The sequence below is a fragment of the Bartonella sp. TT121SHDZB genome, assembly GCF_042193415.1.
Lineage (GTDB): Bacteria > Pseudomonadota > Alphaproteobacteria > Rhizobiales > Rhizobiaceae > Bartonella.
The window spans coordinates 1-266 of the sequence record NZ_JBHILR010000073.1; the positions used below are offsets into that span (position 1 = coordinate 1).

1 protein-coding gene is annotated in these 266 nt (G+C 70.7%); it reads left to right on the plus strand.

Annotated features, from left to right (window positions below; translation table 11 throughout):
• Positions 1–266: hypothetical protein (locus tag ACFIKI_RS08555; RefSeq protein WP_375666795.1), on the plus strand; the 266-nt coding region annotated here is incomplete at both ends.

Sequence of the window (266 nt, forward strand, 5' to 3'; positions counted from 1 at the left end):
CCTCGGCCCTGGACACCATCCTCAACGAGATCGAGGCCATCGACGGCGAGATCGCCCGCGAGAACCGCCCGAACCAGGTGGCCGGCGATGAGCGCGCCGAGCACGAGGCTGCGATGAACGTCGCGGCCCGCGCGGGTGGCGGTGGGCAGACCGATGAATCCCAGGCCCTGCGCGCCATGCTCAAGGGCGGCCTGTCGGCGCTGAGCCAAGAGCAGCGCGGCGCGATGGCAGCACGCCAGAACCCCGACATTCAAGCGGCCATGTCC